General features: G+C 71.4%; 20 protein-coding genes. 16 read left to right on the forward strand and 4 right to left on the reverse strand.

Annotated elements, in window-relative coordinates; translation table 11 throughout:
- Positions 1-60: 60 nt before the first annotated feature.
- Complete coding sequence (locus AB0D66_RS07175) at positions 61-621, forward strand: HIT domain-containing protein (protein ID WP_362297884.1); 561 nt, start codon at positions 61-63, stop codon at positions 619-621.
- An 11-nt stretch (positions 622-632) separates the two neighbouring features.
- On the opposite strand, the gene AB0D66_RS07180 is transcribed toward AB0D66_RS07175, so the two are convergent.
- From AB0D66_RS07180 to AB0D66_RS07190, 3 genes are all read right to left on the reverse strand, one after another.
- Positions 633-1034: a DUF1992 domain-containing protein gene (locus tag AB0D66_RS07180; protein ID WP_362297887.1), complete on the reverse strand. Its 402-nt coding sequence runs from the start codon at positions 1032-1034 to the stop codon at positions 633-635.
- A gap of 52 nt (positions 1035-1086) precedes the next feature.
- Positions 1087-2754, reverse strand: coding sequence for a hypothetical protein (locus tag AB0D66_RS07185; RefSeq protein ID WP_362297890.1), 1668 nt, complete (start codon positions 2752-2754; stop codon positions 1087-1089).
- Between the two features lie 141 nt (positions 2755-2895).
- Positions 2896-5088 carry an elongation factor G-like protein EF-G2 gene (locus AB0D66_RS07190; protein WP_362297892.1) on the reverse strand — a complete coding sequence of 731 codons (2193 nt, stop codon included), beginning with the start codon at positions 5086-5088 and terminating at the stop codon, positions 2896-2898.
- A 269-nt stretch (positions 5089-5357) separates the two neighbouring features.
- Here AB0D66_RS07190 and pgsA point away from each other — a divergent pair, with 269 nt between their 5' ends.
- From pgsA to AB0D66_RS07265, 15 genes are all read left to right on the forward strand, one after another.
- The gene (pgsA, locus tag AB0D66_RS07195; protein ID WP_362297895.1) at positions 5358-6023 is read left to right on the forward strand and encodes a phosphatidylinositol phosphate synthase; all 666 of its coding nucleotides are present in this window, start codon (positions 5358-5360) and stop codon (positions 6021-6023) included.
- Entirely contained in the window at positions 6023-6934 is a 912-nt protein-coding gene (locus AB0D66_RS07200) for a phosphatidylinositol mannoside acyltransferase (protein ID WP_362297898.1), read from the forward strand. Before pgsA ends, AB0D66_RS07200 begins: the two co-directional genes overlap by 1 nt.
- Complete coding sequence (locus AB0D66_RS07205) at positions 6934-8103, forward strand: glycosyltransferase family 4 protein (RefSeq protein ID WP_362297901.1); 1170 nt, start codon at positions 6934-6936, stop codon at positions 8101-8103. Before AB0D66_RS07200 ends, AB0D66_RS07205 begins: the two co-directional genes overlap by 1 nt.
- A gap of 98 nt (positions 8104-8201) precedes the next feature.
- Complete coding sequence (locus tag AB0D66_RS07210) at positions 8202-8744, forward strand: hypothetical protein (protein ID WP_362297904.1); 543 nt, start codon at positions 8202-8204, stop codon at positions 8742-8744.
- A gap of 144 nt (positions 8745-8888) precedes the next feature.
- Positions 8889-9806, forward strand: a complete 918-nt coding sequence (pdxS, locus tag AB0D66_RS07215) for a pyridoxal 5'-phosphate synthase lyase subunit PdxS (RefSeq protein WP_215144360.1) — start codon at positions 8889-8891, stop codon at positions 9804-9806.
- A gap of 8 nt (positions 9807-9814) precedes the next feature.
- Entirely contained in the window at positions 9815-10405 is a 591-nt protein-coding gene (pdxT, locus tag AB0D66_RS07220; RefSeq protein ID WP_362297907.1) for a pyridoxal 5'-phosphate synthase glutaminase subunit PdxT, read from the forward strand.
- Between the two features lie 57 nt (positions 10406-10462).
- Positions 10463-11215 carry a YebC/PmpR family DNA-binding transcriptional regulator gene (locus AB0D66_RS07225; RefSeq protein WP_362297910.1) on the forward strand — a complete coding sequence of 251 codons (753 nt, stop codon included), beginning with the start codon at positions 10463-10465 and terminating at the stop codon, positions 11213-11215.
- Between the two features lie 124 nt (positions 11216-11339).
- Positions 11340-11876, forward strand: coding sequence for a crossover junction endodeoxyribonuclease RuvC (ruvC, locus tag AB0D66_RS07230; RefSeq protein ID WP_362297912.1), 537 nt, complete (start codon positions 11340-11342; stop codon positions 11874-11876).
- Positions 11873-12505, forward strand: coding sequence for a Holliday junction branch migration protein RuvA (gene ruvA, locus AB0D66_RS07235; protein WP_362297914.1), 633 nt, complete (start codon positions 11873-11875; stop codon positions 12503-12505). The genes ruvC and ruvA overlap by 4 nt, the downstream gene beginning before the upstream one ends.
- Positions 12506-12780: 275 nt before the next feature.
- The gene (gene ruvB / locus AB0D66_RS07240; RefSeq protein ID WP_362297917.1) at positions 12781-13839 is read left to right on the forward strand and encodes a Holliday junction branch migration DNA helicase RuvB; all 1059 of its coding nucleotides are present in this window, start codon (positions 12781-12783) and stop codon (positions 13837-13839) included.
- Between the two features lie 165 nt (positions 13840-14004).
- On the forward strand, positions 14005-14466 hold the full coding sequence (yajC, locus tag AB0D66_RS07245; RefSeq protein ID WP_362297920.1) for a preprotein translocase subunit YajC: 462 nt from the start codon (positions 14005-14007) through the stop codon (positions 14464-14466).
- A 156-nt stretch (positions 14467-14622) separates the two neighbouring features.
- Positions 14623-16428, forward strand: coding sequence for a protein translocase subunit SecD (secD, locus tag AB0D66_RS07250; protein WP_362297924.1), 1806 nt, complete (start codon positions 14623-14625; stop codon positions 16426-16428).
- 3 nt (positions 16429-16431) lie between these two features.
- The gene (gene secF / locus AB0D66_RS07255) at positions 16432-17490 is read left to right on the forward strand and encodes a protein translocase subunit SecF (RefSeq protein ID WP_362297928.1); all 1059 of its coding nucleotides are present in this window, start codon (positions 16432-16434) and stop codon (positions 17488-17490) included.
- Positions 17487-18044: an adenine phosphoribosyltransferase gene (locus AB0D66_RS07260; protein ID WP_362297931.1), complete on the forward strand. Its 558-nt coding sequence runs from the start codon at positions 17487-17489 to the stop codon at positions 18042-18044. Before secF ends, AB0D66_RS07260 begins: the two co-directional genes overlap by 4 nt.
- A gap of 253 nt (positions 18045-18297) precedes the next feature.
- Positions 18298-20730 (forward strand): bifunctional (p)ppGpp synthetase/guanosine-3',5'-bis(diphosphate) 3'-pyrophosphohydrolase, encoded by a 2433-nt coding sequence (locus tag AB0D66_RS07265; protein ID WP_362297934.1) that lies wholly within the window; start codon positions 18298-18300, stop codon positions 20728-20730.
- 67 nt (positions 20731-20797) lie between these two features.
- On the opposite strand, the gene AB0D66_RS07270 is transcribed toward AB0D66_RS07265, so the two are convergent.
- Positions 20798-22027 (reverse strand): DUF349 domain-containing protein, encoded by a 1230-nt coding sequence (locus AB0D66_RS07270; RefSeq protein ID WP_362297938.1) that lies wholly within the window; start codon positions 22025-22027, stop codon positions 20798-20800.
- Positions 22028-22219 lie beyond the last annotated feature (192 nt).

Below are 22219 nucleotides of genomic sequence, written 5' to 3' on the forward strand. Positions count from 1 at the left end.
CGGGCCCCCGGAAAGTGATCACTTTCCGGGGGCCTTCCTCGTACGCGCAGGCGAGGTCATATGCTTGCCGCCATGACGACTGAGCCGGAGCAGCAGATCGGTGTGGGCACGCAGGACGCGTTCCAGCGTCTGTGGACGCCCCACCGGATGGCCTACATCCAGGGGGAGAACAAGCCGACCGGCCCGGAGGCCGGGGACGGCTGTCCCTTCTGCGGGATTCCGGAGATGTCCGACGAGGACGGCCTGATCGTCGCCCGCGGCCGCCACGTCTACGCGGTGCTGAACCTGTACCCGTACAACGGCGGCCACCTGATGGTCGTCCCGTACCGGCACGTCGCCGACTACACCGAGCTCGACGGGCCCGAGACGGCCGAGCTGGCCGATCTCACCAAGCGGGCCATGACGGCGCTGCGCAAGGCCTCCGGAGCGCACGGGTTCAACATCGGCATGAACCAGGGCGCGGCCGCCGGAGCCGGCATCGCCGCGCACCTGCACCAGCACATCGTGCCGCGCTGGGGCGGGGACACGAACTTCATGCCGGTCGTCGGCCACACCAAGGTGCTGCCCCAACTCCTCGCGGACACCCGCCAGATGCTCGCCGAGGCCTGGCCGACCGACTGACCGTTCCCGCGCTACGCGGCGCGGGCCTCGCGCCACTCGCGCAGCACGGCCTCGACGTCGAACTCCGTGAGGTTGAGGGGCGGGCCCTGCGGCGGCATGCGCAGGGCCGCGCGGATCTTCTCGTTGATCGCGGTGAGGACGTCCCGCGCCTGGCGCTCGGAGCGGGCCGCCAGGGCCGCCTCCCTCGCGTCCTCGGCCTCCTTGCGCAGCGCGAGCGACGGAGGCAGCGCGGAGAACCCCTCGCGGTGCAGCTTCCCCTTGACCCACCACAGCTCGTCGTAGGGGGTGTCGAGCGAGGCCAGCGGCTTGCCCCAGCCCGGCAGGTTCTCGAAGTCGCCGCGCTCGGCGGCCTGTCTGATCTGCCGGTCCACCCAGGACTCGATGTCCACACCAGGCGGTTTGCGCTCGGTCATGGTCGCTCGCTCCTCCGGATCCGGGACCGGCCAGGCCTCGCCCCCAGCCTACCTACGCGTCGTACACGTCCGCCTTGCGCGGTGCCGGCTCCTGGATCAGACCGCTCATGATCGAGGAACGGTTGGTGAAGCGGTCGGTGTCGACGCCGTTCTCCTCCAGGACCCTGAAGGTGGCGGCGTGCACCGCGCGCAGGACCGGAGCGACGGTCCGCAGCGCGTCGTCGGCCATGAAGCGGTGGCGCCACATCGATCCGGCCCACACGTGCCGGACCCCGAACGGCTCGGGCAGGACCAGCTTGCCGCCGAAGAAGTCGAGGACCGGCGGGTACCAGGTGAGCGGGGCCCGCACGGCCAGCCGGACGACCTCCTGCGTGGTCACCAGCGGCAGCGGGCGCTCCACGGTCTCCCAGAAGCGGATGCTCTTGGGCACCTCCACCACCGGGGCCGCCGATTTCGTGGTGAACAGGCCGTTCACCGGTCCCAGGGCGTGCGCGGTGACGTCCACGCGCAGCGTCTTGTAGAGCACGGTGACGGTGACCAGCATGGTGATCACCAGCTGGCCGTCCCACAGGGGGTACTGGATGCCCAGGTAGTGCCGGTTGCCGGCGCTGAACTGCTGCTCGTTGCAGATCCGGGTGATCTCGTGCGGTTTGATCAGGAAGTTGTCGGTGTTCTCGCCGGTGGGACGGGCCACCTCGCCGGCGCCCTCGCCGATGGGGGTGACGATCCAGTGCTGGATCGCCGCGGTCGGGAAGCCGCCGGTGTGCAGCGGGCCGCGCTCCAGCTTGCGCAGCTCGGCGTCGACGGCGCGCACGACGTCCCAGCTCCGGAAGGGGTGGATCTCGGCCCCCTCCGTCTTGGGGGTGAGCTCCTCGGCCATCTGCCAGCTGCCCCAGCGGGTCCCCATGCCGAGGATGCCCTTGGGGCCCGCGTAGAAGACGTGGTTGCTGCGGTCCTCGGCGGTCAGCTTGGCCAGCTGGTGGCGCAGGTCCTCACGGGCCTTCTCGTCGGGGTTGCCCGGTACCGCCTCCGGGATCTTGGCGCCGATCCCGTCCCCGGCCAGCAGCCCGTCCCAGCGCGAGCGCAGGTCGGCGGCCGTGGACTCGCAGATCCGGCGGGCGAACAGCCATCCGACGGCCGGGGCGATGATCATGCCGCGCAGGTAGATGCCCAGGAAGCCGGTGAACGGCAGCCGGAACATCAGCACGGCCACCACGATCGCCACCCCGACCAGGAGCGCGGTCCCGATCCAGGACGAGCGCTTGCCCTCGCCCGAGGCCAGGGTCTTGCGCAGCTGGAACAGGCCGAGCCACAGCAGCAGGCCCGGAAGGAACACCACGCCGCACACCAGCATGATCAGGCGGAGCTTCTTGTCGCGCTCCTTGCGGATGCGGGAGGCCGCCAGGCAGTGCTCGACGACGGTCTGCGGATCGGTCCCGAAGGACTGGATCAGGGGCTTGCGGCCGGGGGCCAGCGTGCGGGCCTCGACGGCGCGGCAGAACGCCTCGCCGAGGTTCGGCTCGAAGAGGGAGATCTTCGGCGGCTTGACCGTGGCGGGGTGGTTCTCGCTGGTGGCCTTGAGTATGGACTCCAGCTTGGTGTCCTTGCCGCCGTCGCGGTACGCGGCGGAGGCCAGTGCGTTGGTCGCCGCCGTCTGTCCCCCGCCGCCCTGGAGCGGGATCTGCGCCCCGGGCCTGAAGTCGAATCCGTCGTCCGCCACCGCTGCCCCCATCGCTGTGCGTTCGTGCTCTTTGGTGCGCCGATGAGCCTATCGGGCGATCTCACCCCATGGTCATGGGACAGGGAAATGCCGCCCACCGCAACAGGGTTGGGTGGGCGGCGTCTCCCGACGTCATGTCAACTACGTTCCCTTCTCCGTCTGTTCGCGCACCTTCTCCGCGATCTGGGGCGGCATGGGTTCGTGGCGGGCGTAACTGCGGGCGAACCGGCCGGTGCCGTGCGAGACGGAGCGCAGCTCGACCGCGTAGCGGCCGATCTCGATCTCGGGGATCTCGGCGCGGACCCGGGTGCGCCCCGCCCCCGCCTGTTCGCTGCCCACGACCCGGCCGCGGCGGCCCGCGAGGTCGCTCATCACGGGGCCCACGTACTCGTCGGGGATCACGACGGCGAGCTCTGCGACGGGTTCCAGCAGGTGGATGCGGGCCTCGACGGCGGCCTCGCGCAGGGCGAGCGCGCCGGCGGTCTGGAAGGCGGCGTCGGAGGAGTCCACCGAGTGCGCCTTGCCGTCGAGGAGGGTGATGCGCACGTCGACCAGCGGATATCCGGCCGCGACCCCCCGGGCGGCCTGGGTGCGGACGCCCTTCTCCACGGACGGGATGAACTGGCGCGGTACGGCGCCGCCGACGACCTTGTCGACGAACTCGATGCCGCTGCCGGGCGGCAGGGGCTCCACCTCGATCTCGCAGATGGCGAACTGGCCGTGTCCGCCGGACTGCTTGACGTGCCGGCCGCGGCCCGCCGCCTTCGCCCCGAAGGTCTCGCGCAGGCTCACCTTGTGGGGCACCGGGTCGACCTGGACGCCGTAGCGGGTGCGCAGCCGCTCCAGCGCGAGGTCCTGGTGGGCCTCGCCGAGGCACCACAGCACGACCTGGTGGGTGTGCGGGTTCTGCTCCAGGCGCATGGTCGGGTCCTCGGCGACGAGGCGGGCCAGGCCCTGCGAGAGCTTGTCCTCGTCGGCCTTGCTGTGGGCCTCGATGGCGAGGGGGAGCAGCGGATCGGGCATGGCCCAGGGCTCCATGAGGAGCGGGTCGTCCTTGGCGGAGAGGGTGTCTCCGGTCTCGGCGCGGGTCAGTTTGGCCACGCAGGCGAGGTCGCCGGCGATGCACCGGGCGAGGGGGCGCTGCTGTTTGCCGAAGGGGGAGCTGAGGGCGCCGATCCGCTCGTCCAGATCGTGGTCCTCGTGTCCGCGGTCGGCGAGGCCGTGGCCCGAGACGTGGACGGTCTCCTCGGGGTGCAGGGTGCCGGAGAAGACGCGTACGAGGGAGACGCGGCCGACGTAGGGGTCGGAGGAGGTCTTGACGACCTCGGCGAGCAGGGGGCCGGCCGGATCGCAGGTCAGGGCGGGGCGGGGGGAGCCGTCCGGGGTGGTGACGCCGAGGGCGGGGCGCTCCAGCGGGGTGGGGAAGCCGCCGGTGATCAGCTCGAGGAGCTCCACGGTGCCCAGGCCCTGCCTGGCGCCGTCGGCGGCGGGGGCCGCCATCAGGACGGGGTGGAAGGTGCCGCGGGCCACGGCGCGCTCCAGGTCGTCGACGAGGGTCTTGACGTCGATGTCCTCGCCGCCCAGGTAGCGGTCCATGAGGCTCTCGTCCTCGCTCTCCGCGATGATCCCCTCGATGAGGCGGGAGCGGGCGCCGGAGATGAGGGCGAGCTCGGCGGGGTCCGGATCGCGTTCGACGCGTTCGCCGGAGGTGTACTCGTACACGCGCTGGGAGAGCAGGCCGAGCAGGCCGGACACGGGGGCGTGGCCGTCAGGGCCGGCGGGGCCGTGCAGGGGGAGGTAGAGCGGGATCACGGCGTCGGGGTCGTCGGCGCCGAAGATCTCGCCGCAGATGCCGGCCATCTGCGCGTAGTCGGCGCGGGCGGCCTCCAGGTGCGTGACGACGATGGCGCGCGGCATGCTGACGGCCTCGCACTCGTCCCAGACCATGCGGGTGGCGCCGTCGATCCCGTCGGAGGCCGAGACGACGAAAAGGGCCGCGTCCGCGGCGCGCAGACCGGCCCTGAGCTCTCCGACGAAGTCGGCGTATCCGGGGGTGTCCAGAATGTTGATCTTGATTCCGCCCCATTCGACGGGGACGAGGGACAGCTGGACGGAGCGTTGTCGGCGGTGCTCGATCTCGTCGTAGTCGGAGACCGTGGCACCGTCCTCGACCCGGCCCGCCCGGTTGACCGCTCCGGCGGTCAGGGCGAGCGCTTCGACCAGCGTGGTCTTGCCGGATCCGCTGTGGCCGACCAGCACGACGTTCCGTACGGAGGAGGGGCGGTCGGCCGTCAGTGCCCTGCCGGCGGCTCCGGCTTGGTGTGTGGCTCCCATGATTCTCGTGCCTCCCGGTGGTGACGGTGAGGAGGGTGGATTCCTGCGATGCCTCGAGGACGGAAAGGGGGCTCTTCGAGCTTTGCACTGGTGTCACACCGCGTCCATACGTCGTACCGGAGGGCGGCGGGACGCGGTCCGGAACGTGACGTACGTCTTACGCGGCGCGAACCGGTGGGTGCGCGGCGTGCGGGGGGCGGCGTGCTGGCTACGATGGGCCAGCCGGTGGCCGTGGTGGCCGTGCGGCCCACCGACCCTCCGGGAAGGCCATGCTGAACAAGTACGCGCGTGCATTCTTCACGCGTGTTCTCACGCCATTCGCCGCTTTTCTGCTCCGGCGGGGGGTGAGCCCGGACGCGGTCACCCTGATCGGCACGGCCGGAGTGGTGGCGGGAGCGCTGGTCTTCTTCCCCCGGGGCGAGTTCTTCTGGGGCACGATCACCATCACCCTCTTCGTCTTCTCCGACCTGGTGGACGGGAACATGGCCCGCCAGGCCGGCGTCTCCAGCCGGTGGGGCGCCTTCCTCGACTCCACCCTCGACCGGGTGGCGGACGCGGCGATCTTCGGCGGACTCGCGCTCTGGTACGCGGGCTCCGGGAACGACAACGCCCTGTGCGCCGTGGCGATCTTCTGCCTGGCCAGCGGCCAGGTGGTCTCGTACACGAAGGCCCGCGGCGAGTCGATCGGCCTGCCGGTCGCCGTCAACGGACTGATCGAGCGCGCCGAGCGGCTGGTGATCTCGCTGGTCGCGGCCGGCCTGTCCGGGCTGCAGACCTTCGGAGTGCCGTCCTGGATCGGAGTGCTGCTGCCGATCGCCCTGTGGATCGTGGCGGCCGGCTCGCTCGTCACGCTGATTCAGCGGGTGGTCACCGTGCGCCGCGAGTCGGCCGAGGCGGACGCCGCGGCGGCCGCCGCCGAGGGCGGCGCGGCGTGATGGGCGCGGCGCGGGACAAGCTGGTCGACGGGCTGTACGGGCTCGGCTGGGCCGGAGTGAAGAAGCTCCCGGAACCGGCCGCGGTGGCCCTGGGCCGCAAGATCGCGGACGTGGCGTGGAAGCGGCGCGGCAAGAGCGTGCTGCGCCTGGAGTCCAACCTGGCCCGGGTGGTGCCGGACGCGACCCCGGAGCGGCTGCGCGAGCTGTCGCACGCGGGCATGCGCTCCTACATGCGGTACTGGATGGAATCCTTCCGGCTGCCGGCCATGGACCCGGGCCGGTTCGGCTCGGACGTCGAGATGAAGGACGAGCACATCCTCCGGGAGGCCCTCGCCTCCGGGCGCGGGGTCGTCGTCGCCCTGCCGCACCTGGCCAACTGGGACCTCGCCGGGGCCTGGGCCATCGGCCACATCGGCGTGCCGTTCACCACGGTCGCCGAGCGGCTCAAGCCCGAGAGCCTCTACGACCGCTTCGTGGCCTACCGCGAGAGCCTCGGCATGGAGGTCCTGCCGCACAGCGGGGGCGCCGCCTTCGGCACCCTCGCCCGCCGGCTCCGCGCGGGCGGCCTGGTCTGCCTGGTCGCGGACCGCGACCTGTCGGCCTCCGGGATCGAGGTGGAGTTCTTCGGCGCCACGGCGCGCATGCCGGCCGGGCCGGCGCTGCTGGCGCAGCAGACGGGGGCGGTGCTGCTCCCGGCGACCCTCTACTACGGGGACTCGCCGAAGATGTACGGCCGGATCCACCCCGAGGTGGCGGTGCCCCAGAGCGGCACCCGGATCGAGAGGACCGCCGCCATGACCCAGGCGGTGGCGGACGCCTTCGCGTCGGGCATCGCCGAGCACCCGGAGGACTGGCACATGCTGCAGCGGCTGTGGCTGGACGACCTGACCGACCAGGGGGAGAGCCCGTAGTGAAGATCGGCATCGTGTGCCCGTACTCGTGGGACGTGCCGGGCGGCGTCCAGTTCCACATCCGGGACCTCGCCGAGCACCTGATCCGCCTCGGCCACGACGTGTCGGTGCTGGCCCCGGCGGACGACGAGACCCCGCTGCCGCCGTACGTCGTCTCGGCGGGCCGCGCCGTGCCGGTCCCGTACAACGGCTCCGTCGCCCGCCTCAACTTCGGCTTCCTCTCCGCCGCCCGGGTGCGGCGCTGGCTGCACGACGGGACCTTCGACGTCATCCACATCCACGAACCGGCCTCGCCCTCGCTGGGGCTGCTGTCCTGCTGGGCGGCGCAGGGCCCGATCGTGGCGACCTTCCACACCTCGAACCCGCGCTCGCGGGCGATGATCGCCGCGTACCCGATCCTCCAGCCGGCCCTGGAGAAGATCAGCGCGCGGATCGCGGTGAGCGAGTACGCCCGGCGCACGCTCGTGGAACACCTGGGCGGCGACGCGGTCGTCATCCCCAACGGCGTGGACGTGGACTTCTTCGCGGCCGCGGAGCCCAATCCCGACTGGTCGGGCCAGACCCTGGGCTTCATCGGCCGCATCGACGAGCCGCGCAAGGGGCTTCCCGTGCTGATGGCCGCCTTCCCGAAGATCGCGGCGGCCTGCCCGGACGTACGGCTGCTCGTCGCGGGCCGCGGTGACGAGGAGGAGGCGGTGGCCTCCCTGCCGGCCGAGCTCCGCTCCCGGGTCGAGTTCCTCGGCATGGTCTCGGACGAGGACAAGGCGAGGCTGCTGCGCAGCGTCGACGTGTACGTGGCCCCGAACACCGGCGGCGAGAGCTTCGGCATCATCCTGGTCGAGGCCCTCTCGGCGGGCGCGACGGTCCTGGCGTCCGACCTGGACGCCTTCGCGCAGGTCCTGGACCAGGGCGGCGCGGGCGACCTCTTCACGAACGAGAACGCCGACGCCCTCGCGGACGGTGCGATCGCCCTGCTGCGCGACCCGGCCCGCCGCGCGGAGCTGAGCGCCCGCGGCTCGGCGCACGTCCGCCGCTTCGACTGGTCCACGGTCGGCGCGGACATCCTCGCGGTCTACGAGACCGTGACGGACGGCGCGGCGGCGGTCGCCGCCGACGAACGCGTCCCCCTGCGCACCCGCCTCGGCTTCTCCCGCGACGCCTCCGCCTGACCGGCACGGGCCCGTCCGCCTGACCGGCACGGGCCCCGCCGGGCCCTCACGAGGCCGGGGGAGCAGGCGGCCCGCCGGGAAGGGTAGTGTCGCGGCCCGTGATCGAAACCCTTGTCTGGATTGCCCTGGCGCTCGGTGTCATCGGGGTCTACCTCAGCTGGACCGCCGGCCGGCTCGACCGGCTGCACTCGCGGATGGACGCCGCCCGGGCCGCGCTGGACGCGCAGCTCGTACGGCGGGCCTCCGTCGTCGTGGAGGTGGCCACCTCCGGAGTGCTCGACCCCGCGTCCTCCCTCGTGCTGTACCAGTCCGCGCACGCCGCGCGGCAGGCCGAGGAGGAGCACCGGGAGGTCGCCGAGAGCGAGCTCAGCCAGGCGCTGCGCGCGGTGTTCGCCGACGCCGACCAGGTCGAGGTGCTGAAGGCCGCGCCGGGCGGGGCGGAGGCCGCCGAGGAGCTGGCGGCCGCCGTACGGAGGGTGCCCATGGCGCGCCGGTTCCACAACGACGCCGTACGGGCCGCGCGGGCCCTGCGCAGGCACCGCAAGGTCCGCTGGTTCCGGCTGGCCGGGCACGCGCCCTTCCCGCTGGCCTTTGAAATGGACGATGAGCCTCCGGTGGACCTGGCGGAGCGGCCGGTCTGATCGGCCGGGGACCCGCCAGGGCCGCCGGGGACAAATGGAGAGGCCACTGGCTCCACATTGGCCCTTGTAGTGGACTGGTCCGTGGGGTTTGCTCGGAGGAGTAGTACCAGTAGCACCCGTCTTCCTTTCGAGTGAGGTCAATCCGTGAGCACGCTTCCCACCACCCCCCAGTCCGCTGAGTCGGCCATCGGCACCTCGCGCGTCAAGCGCGGCATGGCCGAGCAGCTCAAGGGCGGCGTGATCATGGACGTGGTCAACGCCGAGCAGGCGAAGATCGCCGAGGACGCCGGCGCCGTGGCCGTCATGGCCCTCGAGCGGGTCCCCGCCGACATCCGCAAGGACGGCGGCGTGGCGCGCATGTCGGACCCGAACATGATCGAAGAGATCATCGAGGCCGTCTCGATCCCCGTCATGGCCAAGTCCCGCATCGGCCACTTCGTCGAGGCCCAGGTCCTGCAGTCCCTCGGCGTCGACTACATCGACGAGTCCGAGGTCCTGACCCCGGCCGACGAGGTCAACCACTCCGACAAGTGGGCCTTCACCACCCCCTTCGTCTGCGGCGCCACCAACCTGGGCGAGGCCCTGCGCCGCATCGCCGAGGGCGCGGCCATGATCCGCTCGAAGGGCGAGGCCGGCACCGGCAACGTCGTCGAGGCCGTCCGCCACCTGCGCCAGATCAAGAACGAGATCGCCCGCCTGCGCGGCTACGACAACAACGAGCTGTTCGCCGCCGCCAAGGAGCTGCGCGCCCCGTACGAGCTCGTCAAGGAGGTCGCCGAGCTCGGCAAGCTCCCGGTCGTCCTGTTCTCCGCCGGTGGCGTCGCCACCCCGGCCGACGCCGCCCTGATGCGCCAGCTCGGTGCCGAGGGCGTCTTCGTCGGCTCCGGCATCTTCAAGTCGGGCGACCCGGCCAAGCGCGCCGCCGCCATCGTGAAGGCCACCACCTTCTACGACGACCCGAAGATCATCGCGGACGCGTCCCGCAACCTGGGCGAGGCCATGGTCGGCATCAACTGCGACACCCTCCCCGAGGCCGAGCGCTACGCCAACCGCGGCTGGTAGTCGCTGCCATGACCACCCCCGTGATTGGTGTCCTGGCCCTCCAGGGCGACGTACGGGAGCACCTGATCGCCCTGGCCGCGGCGGACGCCGTGGCCAGGCCGGTCCGGCGTCCCGAGGAGCTCGCCGAGGTCGACGCCCTGGTGATCCCCGGCGGCGAGTCCACGACCATGTCGAAGCTCGCCGTGCTGTTCGGCATGCTGGAGCCGCTGCGCGAGCGCGTGGCCGCCGGCATGCCCGTGTACGGCACCTGCGCCGGCATGATCATGCTCGCCGACAAGCTCCTGGACGGCCGTGAGGACCAGGAGACCCTGGGCGGCATCGACATGATCGTGCGCCGCAACGCCTTCGGCCGCCAGAACGAGTCCTTCGAGGCCGAGATCGACTTCGCGGGCGTGGAGGGCGGCCCGGTCCAGGGCGTCTTCATCCGCGCCCCCTGGGTCGAGTCCGTCGGCGCCGCCGCCGAGGTCCTCGCCACGTACGACGGCCACACGGTCGCCGTCCGCCAGGGCAACGTCCTCGCGACGTCGTTCCACCCCGAGCTGACGGGTGACGACCGAGTCCACGCGTACTTCGTCGACATGGTGCGCGCGGGGCTGTAAACAGGTCCCGGTAGGATCGGAGACGAACACTGTTGGTTACGCGAAGGAGACAGGCGGATGTCCGGCCACTCTAAATGGGCTACGACGAAGCACAAGAAGGCCGTGATCGATGCCAAGCGCGGCAAGCTCTTCGCGAAGCTGATCAAGAACATCGAGGTCGCGGCCCGGATGGGCGGCGCCGACATCGACGGCAACCCGACGCTGTTCGACGCCATCCAGAAGGCGAAGAAGAGCTCGGTCCCGAACAAGAACATCGACTCCGCGGTCAAGCGCGGCGGCGGTCTCGAGGCCGGCGGCGCCGACTACGAGACGATCATGTACGAGGGCTACGGCCCGAACGGCGTCGCGGTGCTCATCGAGTGCCTCACCGACAACCGCAACCGCGCCGCCTCCGACGTGCGGGTCGCCATGACCCGCAACGGCGGCTCGATGGCCGACCCCGGCTCGGTCTCGTACCTGTTCAACCGCAAGGGCGTCGTCGTCCTCCCCAAGGGTGAACTGTCCGAGGACGACGTCCTGGAGTCCGTGCTCGAGGCCGGCGCCGAAGAGGTCAACGACATCGGCGAGTCCTTCGAGGTCATCAGCGAGGCCACCGACCTGGTCGCGGTCCGTACCGCCCTCCAGGAAGCCGGCATCGACTACGACTCGGCCGAGGCCAGCTTCGTCCCCTCGATGCAGGTCGAGCTGGACGAAGAGGGCGCGCGCAAGATCTTCAAGCTGATCGACGCGCTGGAGGACAGCGACGACGTGCAGAACGTCTTCGCCAACTTCGACGTCTCGGACGAGGTCATGGAGAAGGTCGACGCCTGATCCGGGCGCAGATTCCACGACGGGCCGACAGGACACACCCTGTCGGCCCGTCGCTTTGGCCGCATTGTCAGTGGGTCCCGATACCCTGCACGAACACGGACATGTGATCGAGGATGGGGGCGGGATGCGCGTACTCGGCGTGGACCCGGGGCTGACGCGATGCGGCATCGGCGTCGTCGAAGGAGTCGCCGGCCGCCCCCTGGCCATGCTCGGGGTGGGGGTCGTACGGACGCCCGCGGACGCGGAGTTGGGCGACCGCCTCGTCGCCATCGAGCAGGGCATCGAGGAATGGCTCGACACGCACCGCCCCGAAGTCGTCGCCGTGGAACGGGTGTTCAGCCAGCACAACGTGAGCACCGTGATGGGCACCGCCCAGGCGAGTGCCGTCGCCATGCTGTGCGCGGCCCGGCGCGGGATACCGGTCGCCCTGCACACGCCGAGCGAGGTCAAGGCCGCCGTCACCGGCAGCGGCCGCGCGGACAAGGCCCAGGTCGGAGCCATGGTGACCCGCCTGCTCAGGCTGGACGCACCGCCGAAGCCGGCCGATGCCGCCGATGCCCTCGCCCTGGCCATCTGTCACATCTGGCGGGCCCCCGCCCAGAACCGACTCCAAGAGGCGGTCGCCCTGCACGCCTCAGGCTCGAAAGGCCGTACCCGATGATCGCCTTCGTCAGCGGCTCCGTCGCCGCTCTCGCCCCCACCCAGGCCGTGATCGAGGTCGGGGGAGTGGGCATGGCCGTGCAGTGCACGCCGAACACCATCGCGGGCCTGCGGACGGGCGAGCAGGCGCGGCTGGCGACCTCCCTGGTCGTGCGGGAGGACTCGCTCACGCTGTACGGCTTCGCCGACGACGACGAGCGGCAGGTCTTCGAACTGCTCCAGACCGCGAGCGGGGTCGGTCCGAGGCTGGCCCAGGCGATGCTCGGGGTGCACAGCCCGGACGCTCTGCGGACGGCCGTCGCGACCGGTGACGAGAAGGCGCTGACGGCGGTGCCGGGGATCGGCAAGAAGGGCGCGCAGAAGCTGCTGCTGGACCTCAAGGACAAGCTGGGGGCCCCGCTCGGTTCGAGCGGCCTGGTGGGGGCGCAGCGGGCCGCCGCGTCGGGTCCGGCGCCGTGGACGGAGCAGCTGGCCGCGGCCCTGATCGGCCTGGGCTACGCGTCGCGCGATGCGGAGGAGGCGGTGGCGACCGTGACGCCGCAGGCCGAAGCCGCCATCGCCGCCGGCGGCTCGGCCCCCGTTCCCCAGCTCCTGCGAGCCGCCCTCCAGTCCTTGAACCGGGCCCGGTGAGGTCGGTGCGGGGCCGCTGCCGGGGCTCCGCCCCAGACCCCGCTCCTCAAACGCCGGAGGGGCTGGATTTGCCGGCCTGAGCGTGCAACGGCCCCTGTGGGCCATCCAGCCGCACCGAGCGGACGGCATGAGCCATAGCCAGCCCCGCCGGCGTTTGAGGCGCGGGTCCGGGCGGAGCCCGGGAAACGGCGAAAGGGCGGGGTGGGGGAAAGCCCCGCAGGGACCCGGCCGCACCCGACGACGCACCGTACGAACCGAGAAGGCAGACTGACACCGTGAACTGGGACGACGAGAGCGACCGCATTGTCGCGCCGGCCGCTGACGGGGAGGACACCGCCGTCGAGGCGGCGCTGCGTCCCAAGGACCTCGAGGAGTTCGTCGGCCAGGAGAAGGTCCGCCAGCAGCTGGACCTCGTCCTCAAGGCGGCCAGGCAGCGCGGCGCCACCGCCGACCACGTCCTGCTCTCCGGCGCCCCCGGCCTCGGCAAGACCACCCTCTCGATGATCATCGCGGCCGAGATGGGCGCGCCCATCCGCATCACCTCCGGCCCCGCCATCCAGCACGCCGGCGACCTCGCCGCCATCCTCTCCTCCCTCCAGGAGGGCGAGGTGCTCTTCCTCGACGAGATCCACCGCATGTCCCGGCCCGCCGAGGAGATGCTCTACATGGCCATGGAGGACTTCCGCGTCGACGTGATCGTCGGCAAGGGCCCCGGGGCCACCGCGATCCCGCTGGAGCTGCCCCCGTTCACCCTGGTCGGCGCCACCACCCGGGCCGGCCTGCTGCCGCCCCCGCTGCGCGACCGCTTCGGCTTCACCGGGCACATGGAGTTCTACGCCCCCGAGGAGCTGGAGCGCGTCATCCACCGCTCCGCCCGCCTCCTCGACGTCGAGATCGACACCGCCGGCGCCGCCGAGATCGCCGGCCGCTCCCGCGGCACCCCGCGCATCGCCAACCGGCTGCTGCGCCGCGTCCGCGACTACGCCCAGGTCCGCGCCGACGGCGTGGTCAACCGCGAGGTGGCCGGCACCGCCCTGCAGGTGTACGAGGTGGACGCGCGCGGGCTCGACCGGCTGGACCGGGCCGTCCTGGAGGCGCTGCTCAAGCTCTTCGGCGGCGGGCCCGTGGGCCTGTCCACGCTCGCCGTCGCCGTCGGCGAGGAGCGGGAGACCGTCGAGGAGGTCGCCGAGCCCTTCCTCGTCCGCGAGGGCCTGCTCGCGCGCACCCCCAGGGGCCGGGTCGCGACCCCCGCCGCCTGGTCCCACCTGGGACTCGTCCCGCCCCAGCAGCACGGGAGCGGATCAAGCGGACAACAGGGCTTGTTCGGGGCCTGACGGCGCGGACGTTCGCACCCTCAGGAACTGCGGTGCCATGCTGGGCGTTGTTCCATCGGTGCGGACTCGCCTAGACTCCGCCGATGCCGACCTTTCGGGTCGGCATGCCCACCCCCGTAGAAATGGCCGCCGTCCGCGTGCGGTCGTGCGAAGGATCTCCGTCCCGTGAATCTCGTGACACTCCTCCCGTTCATCGTGCTCATCGGGGCGATGTTCCTGATGACCCGCTCCGCGAAGAAGAAGCAGCAGGCGGCCGCGCAGATGCGCGACCAGATGACGCCCGGCACCGGGGTCCGCACCATCGGCGGCATGTACGCCACGGTGAAGGAGATCGGCGACGACACCGTCACCCTCGAGGTGGCTCCCGGCGTCCACGCGATCTACGCGAAGAACTCCATCGGCGCCGTCCTGGAGGACGCGGAATACAACCGCATCGTCCACGGCACCACCGATGATCTGACCATCGACACGCCGGTCGTCCCCGACGACGCCTCCTCGCTCACCGAGAAGGACCAGGACGCGGCCCCCAAGCTCGACCTCGGCAAGAAGGACGAGCCGAAGGACGACGAGCCCAAGGGCGACGAGCCCAAGGACGGCAAGGCGGACGGCGAGCCCGGCGCGAAGTAGCGCACGGGCCGGGGACCGCGAGGGCGCCTGATCGGCGGCCGTCGCGGTCCCGGGCAGCGACCCACTTCTGCGGGGGGCAGGGGTCCCCACCACACATTTCGTGGCCGTCCGCGCGCTGACCCGGCGCGGGGCGGTTGGACAGGGAGAAACGACAAGGTGGCAGCACCGAAGAAGGGCCGGCGGCCCACGGGGGCTCAGGGGAGGCCGGGGCGTGCCCTGGCGATCATCCTGATCGCGATGGTGGCGCTCACCGCGGGGATGTTCCTCTCCAAGCAGACGACTCCCCGGCTGGGCATCGACCTCGCCGGCGGCACGAGCATCACGCTCAAGGCCAAGAGCGAGCCCGGCAAGCCGGACGCGATCAACGAGACCAACATGAACACGGCGGTCGGCATCATCGAGCGCCGCGTCAACGGTCTCGGCGTGTCGGAGGCCGAGGTCCAGACGCAGGGCCGCGACCACATCATCGTGAACATCCCCAAGGGGACGAACGAGCAGCAGGCGCGCGAGCAGGTCGGTACCACCGCCCAGCTGTACTTCCGCCCGGTCCTCGCCTTCGCCGACGGCGCCCCCGCCGCGCCCGAGGGCACCCAGAGCCCGAGCCCCTCCGCGAGCGGCTCCGGCGCCCCCAAGGCCGAGGACGGCAAGTCCCCGTCGGCCACCCCGTCGTCCAGCGCCACTTCCCAGGGCCGTGCGCTCAGCGAGGCCCTCAAGGCCCCGAACGCCCCCACTCCCACCCCCTCGGGTAGCGAGTCGAAGAAGGCAGACGACAGCAAGGCCGCTCCGACCCCGTCGGGCTCGGCATCGGGCGCACCGTCGCCCTCCACGCCCCCGACCGGCGAGGACACCGCCGCCGCGGGCCTGCAGGAGGCCTTCGCCAAGCTGGACTGCACCAACGAGGAGCAGCGCGCGGCCGCCGGCAAGGGCGTCAAGCCCGAAGAGCCGATGGTCGCCTGTGGCCAGCGCGGCGCCGCCTGGGGCAAGTGGATCCTCGGTCCCGCCCAGGTCGACGGCCAGGACGTCAAGGACGCCAAGGGCCAGATCGACCCGCAGCGCGGCATGTGGATCGTCACGATGCAGTTCACCGACAAGGGCGCCGACAAGTTCGCCAAGATCACCGGTGAGCTCGCCACCAAGCAGGCCCCGCAGAACCAGTTCGCGATCGTGCTCGACGGCCAGGTCATCTCCGACCCGTCCGTCAGCCAGGCGCTGACCGGCGGCAACGCCGAGATCTCCGGCGGCTTCACCCAGCAGTCCGCGCAGGACCTGGGCAACATGCTCTCGTACGGCGCCCTGCCGCTCTCCTTCAGCGAGGACAGCGTCACCACCGTCACGGCCGCGCTCGGCGGCGAGCAGCTGAAGGCCGGCCTGATCGCCGGCGCCATCGGCCTGCTGCTCGTGGTGATCTACCTGCTGGTGTACTACCGGGGCCTGGCCTTCGTCGCCATCATCAGCCTCCTGGTCTCCGCGATCCTGACCTACACGATCATGGCGCTGCTCGGAAAGGGCATCGGCTTCGCGCTGAACCTGCCCGCCGTCTGCGGTGCGATCGTCGCGATCGGCATCACAGCGGACTCGTTCATCGTCTACTTCGAACGCATCCGCGACGAGATCCGCGAGGGCCGCACCCTGCGTCCGGCCGTCGAGCGCGCCTGGCCGCGGGCCCGGCGCACCATCCTGGTCTCCGACTTCGTGTCGTTCCTGGCCGCCGCGGTGCTGTTCATCGTCACGGTCGGAAAGGTGCAGGGCTTCGCCTTCACGCTGGGTCTCACCACCCTGCTCGACGTGGTCGTGGTGTTCCTCTTCACCAAGCCGATCATGACGCTGCTGGCGCGTACGAAGTTCTTCGCCAGCGGTCACCCGTGGTCCGGGCTGGACCCGAAGCGGCTTGGCGCCAAGCCGCCGCTGCGCCGGTCCCGCCGCACCGCCGCACCCGCCCCCGTCGACGCAAAGGAGGCGTGAGAGATGTCGAAGCTGGGAGATCTCGGCGCCAGGCTGTACCGCGGTGAGGTCGGCTACGACTTCGTCGGCAAGCGCTTCATCTGGTACGGCGTTTCCATCCTGATCACCATCACGGCGATCGCGGCCCTGGCCGTTCAGGGCCTCAACATGGGCATCGAGTTCAAGGGCGGTGCCGTCTTCACGACCCCGAAGACGGCCGTCTCCGTCGCCAAGGCGACCGAGGACGCGGAGCAGGCCTCGGGCCACGACGCGATCGTCCAGGAGCTCGGCACCGGCGGCCTGCGGATCCAGATCTCCGGTCTGGACACCGACGCCGCGACCGCGGTGAAGAAGCAGCTCGCCACCGACCTCAAGGTCACCGAGGCCGACATCAACGCGGACCTGGTCGGCCCCAGCTGGGGCGAGCAGATCGCCAACAAGGCCTGGACCGGCCTCGGCATCTTCATGGTCCTCGTGGTGATCTACCTGGCCATCGCCTTCGAGTGGCGGATGGCGGTCGCGGCGCTGATCGCCCTGATCCACGACCTCACGATCACCGTCGGCATCTACGCGCTGGTCGGCTTCGAGGTCACCCCGGGTACGGTCATCGGTCTGCTGACGATCCTCGGTTACTCGCTCTACGACACCGTCGTCGTCTTCGACGGTCTCAAGGAGGGGTCGAAGGACATCACCAAGCAGACCCGCTTCACGTACAGCGAGATCGCCAACCGCAGCATCAACGGCACGCTGGTCCGCTCGATCAACACCACGGTCGTGGCGCTGCTCCCGGTCGCGGCCCTGCTGTTCATCGGCGGCGGCCTGCTGGACGCCGGCATGCTGAACGACATCTCGCTGTCGCTGTTCGTCGGCCTCGCGGCCGGCGCGTACTCCTCGATCTTCATCGCGACCCCGCTGGTCGTCGACCTCAAGGAGCGCGAGCCGGCGATGAAGGCCCTGAAGAAGCGGGTGCTCGCGAAGCGGTCGGCCGCGGCCGCGAAGGGCGAGAGCGCCGACGGCGAGGGCGCCGGTGAGGACGAGCCGCAGGTCGTGGCCCAGGGCCGGCAGCCGGGGCGGCGCCGGTGACGGCGTCGCCGCTGTCCGAGGACGTGCGCGAGCTGCTGCTCAGCCGGATCAAGGACGTGGCGGACTACCCGAAGCCGGGCGTGGTGTTCAAGGACATCACTCCGCTGCTGGCGGATCCGAAGGCCTTCGCGGCACTGACGGACGCGCTGGTGGCGCTGGCCGGCCGGTACGGGGCGACGAAGATCGTCGGGCTGGAGGCGCGCGGGTTCATCCTCGCGGCTCCGGTGGCCGTACAGGCCGGGATCGGCTTCGTGCCGGTGCGCAAGGCCGGGAAGCTCCCCGGGGCGACGCTGGCGCAGTCGTACGAGCTGGAGTACGGGACCGCGGAGATCGAGGTCCACACGGAGGACCTGTCGGCCGGTGACCGGGTCATGGTCATCGACGACGTCCTGGCCACCGGCGGTACCGCCGAAGCCTCGCTCTCGCTGATCCGGCGGGCCGGGGCGGAGGTCGCCGGCGTGGCGGTCCTGATGGAGCTGTCGTTCCTGCCGGGCCGGGCGAAGCTGGCCGGTGCGCTGGGCGAGGCTCCGCTGGACGCGCTGATCGTGGTCTGACCCCTCGCACCGCCGAGCGGCGGGCACCCGGGACCTCCCGGGTGCCCGCCGCCCGCATGTGCGGCGCCGTTTCCGGGGGCTCAGGCCCCGCCGGCGTTCGAGGCGCGGGTGCGGAGCGCCGTGTGGTGGGCCGGAGGCCCGGGGCTCGGGGAACGAGGGTGGCCAACCCTCGCTACGATGGGTTATCCGGACCGGACACGGGCACCGGATCCTCCCCCAGACTCCGTCCGGGGGTCCCCCAGGAGGAGCGCTCTTGCCAGACGAGGTCCAGCCACTCTCCGCCGCGCAGCCCGACCCGCAGGCCGAGCAGGCCCCGGCGGCCGCCGCCACGCCCCCGCCGGCCCCTCCGGCTGCGCCGGCCAAGCCCGCGTCGGCGAAGTCGGCCGGGTCCTCCAACCGGGTGCGCGCCCGGCTCGCCCGGCTGGGCGTCCAGCGCTCCAACCCGTACAACCCGGTCCTGGAGCCCCTGCTCCGCATAGTCCGCAGCAACGACCCGAAGATCGAGACGGCGACGCTGCGCCAGCTGGAACAGGCCTACCAGGTCGCCGAGCGCTGGCACCGCGGCCAGAAGCGCAAGAGCGGCGACCCGTACATCACCCACCCGCTCGCGGTGACGACCATCCTCGCCGAGCTCGGCATGGACCCGGCCACCCTGATGGCCGGCCTGCTCCACGACACCGTCGAGGACACCGAGTACGGCCTCGAGGACCTGCGCCGCGACTTCGGCGACGCGGTGGCCCTCCTCGTCGACGGCGTCACCAAGCTCGACCGGGTCAAGTTCGGCGAGGCAGCCCAGGCCGAGACCGTCCGCAAGATGGTCGTGGCGATGGCCAAGGACCCCCGGGTCCTGGTGATCAAGCTCGCCGACCGCCTGCACAACATGCGCACCATGCGCTACCTCAAGCGGGAGAAGCAGGAGAAGAAGGCCCGCGAGACCCTCGAGATCTACGCCCCGCTGGCGCACCGGCTGGGCATGAACACGATCAAGTGGGAACTCGAGGACCTCTCCTTCGCGATCCTCTACCCGAAGATGTACGACGAGATCGTGCGCCTGGTCGCCGAGCGCGCCCCCAAGCGCGACGAGTACCTCGCCGTCGTCACGGACGAGGTGATGGTCGACCTCAGAGCCGCGCGCATCAAGGCCACCGTCACCGGCCGGCCCAAGCACTACTACAGCGTCTACCAGAAGATGATCGTCCGAGGCCGCGACTTCGCGGAGATCTACGACCTGGTGGGCATCCGCGTCCTCGTCGACACCGTCCGGGACTGCTACGCGGCCCTCGGCACGGTGCACGCGCGGTGGAACCCGGTCCCCGGCCGGTTCAAGGACTACATCGCGATGCCCAAGTTCAACATGTACCAGTCGCTCCACACGACGGTCATCGGGCCCAGCGGCAAGCCGGTCGAGCTCCAGATCCGCACCTTCGACATGCACCGCCGCGCCGAGTACGGCATCGCCGCCCACTGGAAGTACAAGCAGCAGACCGTCGCCGGCACCTCCAAGGTCCGCACGGACGTCCCCCAGGCCGCCAAGGGCAGCGCCGGGCAGGACACGGTCAACGACATGGCCTGGCTGCGCCAGCTGCTCGACTGGCAGAAGGAGACCGAGGACCCGGGCGAGTTCCTCGACTCGCTGCGCTTCGACCTCTCCCGCAACGAGGTCTTCGTCTTCACGCCCAAGGGCGACGTCATAGCGCTGCCGGCCGGGGCCACGCCCGTGGACTTCGCGTACGCCGTCCACACCGAGGTCGGCCACCGGACCATAGGGGCCCGGGTCAACGGCCGTCTCGTCCCGCTGGAATCCACCCTCGACAACGGCGACCTGGTCGAGGTCTTCACCTCCAAGGCCGAGGGCGCGGGCCCGTCCCGCGACTGGCTCGGCTTCGTCAAATCCCCGCGGGCCCGCAACAAGATCCGCGCCTGGTTCTCCAAGGAGCGCCGCGACGAGGCCATCGAGCACGGCAAGGACGCCATCGCGCGGGCCATGCGCAAGCAGAACCTGCCGATCCAGCGCATCCTGACCGGCGACTCCCTCGTCACCCTCGCGCACGAGATGCGCTACCCCGACATCTCCTCCCTGTACGCGGCGATCGGCGAGGGCCACGTGGCCGCGCAGGGCGTCGTACAGAAGCTCGTGCAGGCCCTCGGCGGCGAGGAAGCCGCGGGCGAGGACATCGAGGAGTCCATCCCGACGGCGCGCTCCCGCAACAAGCGGCGCAGCAACGCCGACCCGGGCGTCGTGGTCAAGGGCGTCGACGACGTGTGGGTCAAGCTGGCCCGCTGCTGCACCCCGGTGCCGGGCGACCCGATCATCGGGTTCGTCACCCGCGGCAGCGGCGTATCGGTTCACCGCGCGGACTGCGTCAACGTCGACTCGCTCTCCCAGCAGCCCGAGCGGATGCTGGAGGTCGAGTGGGCCCCCACCCAGTCCTCGGTCTTCCTGGTGGCCATCCAGGTCGAGGCCCTGGACCGGTCCCGCCTGCTGTCGGACGTCACGCGGGTCCTGTCGGACCAGCACGTGAACATCCTCTCGGCCGCCGTCCAGACCTCCCGCGACCGCGTGGCCACCTCCCGCTTCACCTTCGAGATGGGCGACCCCAAGCACCTGGGGCACGTCCTGAAGGCCGTGCGGGGTGTGGAGGGCGTGTACGACGTCTACCGCGTGACCTCGGCCCGCCGGCCGTAGCCCCGCGCACGAGGGCCCCGGTACGGATCTTCCGTACCGGGGCCCTCGGCGTGCTCGGGGGACCGGCTCAGCCGCCGAACTCCTCCAGGCCCTTCAGGGCCTGGTCCAGCAGGGCCTGGCGGCCCTCCAGCTCGCGCGAGAGCTTGTCCGCCTTCGCGTTGTTGCCCGCCGCGCGCGCCGCGTCGATCTGCTCACGCAGCTTGTCGACGGCCGCCTGGAGCTGGCCCGTCAGACCGGCGGCACGCGCCCGCGCCTCCGGGTTCGTACGGCGCCACTCGCCCTCCTCGGCCTCCTGGATGGCCCGCTCCACGGCGTGCATCCGGCCCTCGACCTTCGGCCGGGCGTCCCGCGGCACGTGGCCGACGGCCTCCCAGCGCTCGTTGAGGGAGCGGAACGCGGCGCGGGCCGCCTTCAGGTCGGTGATCGGGACGAGCTTCTCGGCCTCGTCGGCCAGCTCCTCCTTCAGCTTCAGGTTCTCCACCTGCTCGGCGTCGCGCTCCGCGAAGACCTCGCTGCGGGCCGCGAAGAACACGTCCTGCGCGCCGCGGAAACGGTTCCACAGGTCGTCCTCGGCCTCGCGCTGCGCCCGGCCCGCCGCCTTCCAGTCCGCCATCAGCTCGCGGTAGCGGGCGGCCGTCGGACCCCAGTCGGTCGACTTCGACAGCGACTCGGCCTCGGCGACCAGCTTCTCCTTGACCTTGCGGGCGTCCTCGCGCTGCGCGTCGAGCGAGGCGAAGTGGGCCTTGCGGCGCTTGGAGAACGCGGAGCGGGCGTGCGAGAAGCGGTGCCACAGCTCGTCGTCCGACTTGCGGTCCAGCCGGGGCAGGCCCTTCCAGATGTCCACCAGGGCGCGCAGCCGCTCGCCCGCACTGCGCCACTGGTCGCTCTGCGCCAGCTGCTCGGCCTCGACGACCAGCGCGTCCTTGGCCGCGCGGGCCTCGTCGGTCTGCTTGGCCTTCTGGGCCTTGCGCTCCTCGCGCCGCGACTCGACGGTCTCGACCAGCTTGTCCAGCCGGACGCGCAGCGCGTCGAGGTCACCCACGGCGTGGTGCTCGTCGACCTGCGTGCGCAGGTGGTCGATCGCCGTCTGCGCGTCCTTGGCGGACAGATCGGTGGTCCGCACCCGCTTTTCGAGGAGGCCGATCTCGACCACCAGGCCCTCGTACTTGCGCTCGAAATAGGCCAGGGCCTCCTCAGGGGTGCCCGCCTGCCACGAGCCGACGACCTTCTCGCCATCGGCAGTACGCACGTACACGGTGCCCGTCTCGTCGACTCGGCCCCACGGGTCGCTGCTCACAGCGCCTCCTCCACCTGATGCCTTGCGAGGGGTTCACCCCCTGGGCATCGTCCACAGTTTCCTGGGGCGGGCCGCGCCCGCCCTGCACAACGCCAACATAGGCGACCGCCGGGCCGGCTGTCCGCATCCCGCACGACGGAATATCGGCGTACGGGCGGTAAGGGGGCCGCCGGGCCCGCGGCAGCTGCTTCC

This window comes from Streptomyces sp. NPDC048270 (genome assembly GCF_040652335.1).
Lineage (GTDB): Bacteria > Actinomycetota > Actinomycetes > Streptomycetales > Streptomycetaceae > Streptomyces.

What these genes read in the sequence shown, in the direction of transcription:
- AB0D66_RS07175 (WP_362297884.1), top strand. Translation starts at nt 61, where the DNA reads ATGCTTGCCGCCATGACGACTGAGCCGGAGCAGCAGATCGGTGTGGGC.
- AB0D66_RS07190 (WP_362297892.1), bottom strand. Translation starts at nt 5,088, where the DNA reads ATGGGAGCCACACACCAAGCCGGAGCCGCCGGCAGGGCACTGACGGCC.
- ruvA (WP_362297914.1), top strand. Translation starts at nt 11,873, where the DNA reads ATGATCGCCTTCGTCAGCGGCTCCGTCGCCGCTCTCGCCCCCACCCAG.
- AB0D66_RS07225 (WP_362297910.1), top strand. Translation starts at nt 10,463, where the DNA reads ATGTCCGGCCACTCTAAATGGGCTACGACGAAGCACAAGAAGGCCGTG.
- AB0D66_RS07200 (WP_362297898.1), top strand. Translation starts at nt 6,023, where the DNA reads ATGGGCGCGGCGCGGGACAAGCTGGTCGACGGGCTGTACGGGCTCGGC.
- pdxT (WP_362297907.1), top strand. Translation starts at nt 9,815, where the DNA reads ATGACCACCCCCGTGATTGGTGTCCTGGCCCTCCAGGGCGACGTACGG.
- AB0D66_RS07180 (WP_362297887.1), bottom strand. Translation starts at nt 1,034, where the DNA reads ATGACCGAGCGCAAACCGCCTGGTGTGGACATCGAGTCCTGGGTGGAC.
- secF (WP_362297928.1), top strand. Translation starts at nt 16,432, where the DNA reads ATGTCGAAGCTGGGAGATCTCGGCGCCAGGCTGTACCGCGGTGAGGTC.
- ruvC (WP_362297912.1), top strand. Translation starts at nt 11,340, where the DNA reads ATGCGCGTACTCGGCGTGGACCCGGGGCTGACGCGATGCGGCATCGGC.
- pgsA (WP_362297895.1), top strand. Translation starts at nt 5,358, where the DNA reads ATGCTGAACAAGTACGCGCGTGCATTCTTCACGCGTGTTCTCACGCCA.